Here is a 2,031-nt window from a genome sequence, read left to right as displayed (position 1 = left end):
CGTTGGCTGAGTGACTAAATGATGCATAAGCCACCCCACCGATTTACTACACCCACAATTCCTGCTGCTCTGCTGTGGTTGCACGGTACCCATCTGCCCGATACCATACGCTCATATTGAAACGGCAACTTCTTACCCTGCACAGGTACACAGCGAAGTTGCGGTAGTTGATAATTTGTTGTTAAACTGATCATGCGTTAATTACTCCACACAGTTGTTTTTGACGCCGACGCCCACGACCTGCACAGTCTGGGCGTCAACTTTTTCAGGCGGACAAAAGTACCGATATAGTAATGTGTTGTACTCCATCCACTTTGTTACTACTTCGTGACTGTCATCTTCCAAGCCTGCACGTTCTGCTTGATCAATCACGCCATCCGCTACTGCTAGCCTTACTTTTTCTGAATGCTTACCCATCCAAGAAATGGCTTCCAGTAACCTGCTGTTGATATCGTCATTATCAATTTCACCCAGATCAGGTAACCGAACATTAACGCTATTGGAATGACGTGAAACAGCATCGGCAATGTAGGTGGTACCGCTTGCTTGCTGTAATACCATTGCCCACCCCATCGGGAAGATCTGATCACCTTCAGCTCTAAGGCGGTTAAAAATGGCGTTCTCTGTTACATCCAGCCATTCAGCAGCGTCAGAATATCCACCAGGTAAGGTGGCTATTGTCTTTTTGATAGCAGTAACTAACCAGGCTGGTTGTTTTTCTGCTTTCCAGTTTTGTTTAGGTCCCACAGTTATCTCCTTTGAGTTGTGGTTTATTTTCAGTGAGTTAACCGTTACTGTTTGGGATAGATATCCGGTCGTAACGTTGCCCGAGTAATAATCCCTTTAGTCTCTTTTTCGATGCGTTGAGCTAAAAGGTATCCTGCTTTTTTATAACCATTAAAAATCAGCCTGAGATAACCCGGGCTGGACTTAGCTCGTTTAGCGAGATCTATTTGTTCATTTTTTGAGAGAGAGTCCCAATAACTTTTCATTTTGTACCTCCTGTATACATATTACATGAAAAAAATGAACCCGCAAGACACTTGTACCCAAGTGGTACAAGGGATTAAATGGCAGAATGAAAACTATTAATGAAATCAGGCGCGATAACGCCAGAAAATTAAGAGATGGGGCCGGTGGGAATACCTACTTTGCAGCCCTGATCGATAGAGAGCCCACACAAACCAGCCGATTTATGGGGGATAACCCAACAAAAAATATCGGTAGCGATATGGCTCGGCATATTGAAAAGTGCTTTGACCTTCCTCGAGGATGGCTTGACCAAGAGCACCAGACTACGAATGTGGCAAAGATCAGTAATGTGTCCAATACTGATAATGACATTCGAACTGTACCAGTAATATCCTGGATACAGGCTGGAGCTTGGAAAGAAATAGGTTATGCTGAGGTCGATTTGAATCTTACCGAAAATTATCCCTGCCCCGTACCGTGCGGACCACTCACCTATATTCTTAGGGTTATTGGTGATTCAATGATAGATGAGTATCGTCCCGGAGATATGATTTTTATTGATCCAGAAGTACCTCCTACTCACGGTGATGATGTTGTCGCCATTATGTTGGATTCAGGAGAAACTACTTTTAAGCGACTGATAGAAGATGGCGGGCAGAAGTTTTTAAAAGCATTAAACAAAAGCTGGCCGGACCCTTACATAAAAATAAATGGTAATTGCTCTATAATTGGCACTGTTATTTTTTCAGGGAAGCCTCGAAGATTTATACATAAATAATAAATTCAATATAATTCAATAAATTAACCAAGAATATAGATTATCTCTGTGTTTTTGGTTTTTTTATTATTGACAATGTACCATTTAGATACATAATGTACCTCATAGCACGAATGGACGTGTGGAGTGTAACCAGGTGGTTCAGAGTGCAGTCTGACCACCACAAACAAAAAAGCGAACCATCAGGCTCGCTTAGTAATAGAAGTAAATGCTCTTTAACAATTAGACCGATGCTTTTTCATCTTCCGAATCAGGTACTACTTCTGATGGCTCAACTTTTT

At 42.0% G+C, this 2,031-nt stretch carries 3 protein-coding genes; 1 reads left to right on the top strand and 2 read right to left on the bottom strand.

Translation table 11 applies throughout. The annotated features are described in order from the left end of the window. Positions 1-201 precede the first annotated feature (201 nt). On the bottom strand, positions 202-747 hold the full coding sequence (locus tag I2494_RS20460; protein ID WP_218468814.1) for a YmfL family putative regulatory protein: 546 nt from the start codon (positions 745-747) through the stop codon (positions 202-204). A gap of 44 nt (positions 748-791) precedes the next feature. Next, complete coding sequence (locus I2494_RS20455; RefSeq protein WP_218468815.1) at positions 792-992, bottom strand: helix-turn-helix domain-containing protein; 201 nt, start codon at positions 990-992, stop codon at positions 792-794. Between the two features lie 86 nt (positions 993-1,078). Between I2494_RS20455 and I2494_RS20450 the strand changes: the two genes are divergently transcribed. Next, the gene (locus I2494_RS20450; protein ID WP_218468816.1) at positions 1,079-1,750 is read left to right on the top strand and encodes a LexA family protein; all 672 of its coding nucleotides are present in this window, start codon (positions 1,079-1,081) and stop codon (positions 1,748-1,750) included. The last annotated feature ends 281 nt before the right edge of the window (positions 1,751-2,031 follow it).

The sequence above is a fragment of the Limnobaculum allomyrinae genome, from assembly GCF_016649425.1.
In the GTDB taxonomy this organism is placed as follows: Bacteria; Pseudomonadota; Gammaproteobacteria; order Enterobacterales; family Enterobacteriaceae; genus Limnobaculum; species Limnobaculum allomyrinae.
Note: the sequence above shows the minus strand (reverse complement) of the source record. Positions and strands in the feature narration are given on the sequence as shown.

Excerpts from the sequence above, each read along its gene's own strand:
- I2494_RS20455 (WP_218468815.1), bottom strand. The coding sequence starts at position 992 with ATGAAAAGTTATTGGGACTCTCTCTCAAAAAATGAACAAATAGATCTC.
- I2494_RS20450 (WP_218468816.1), top strand. The coding sequence starts at position 1,079 with ATGAAAACTATTAATGAAATCAGGCGCGATAACGCCAGAAAATTAAGA.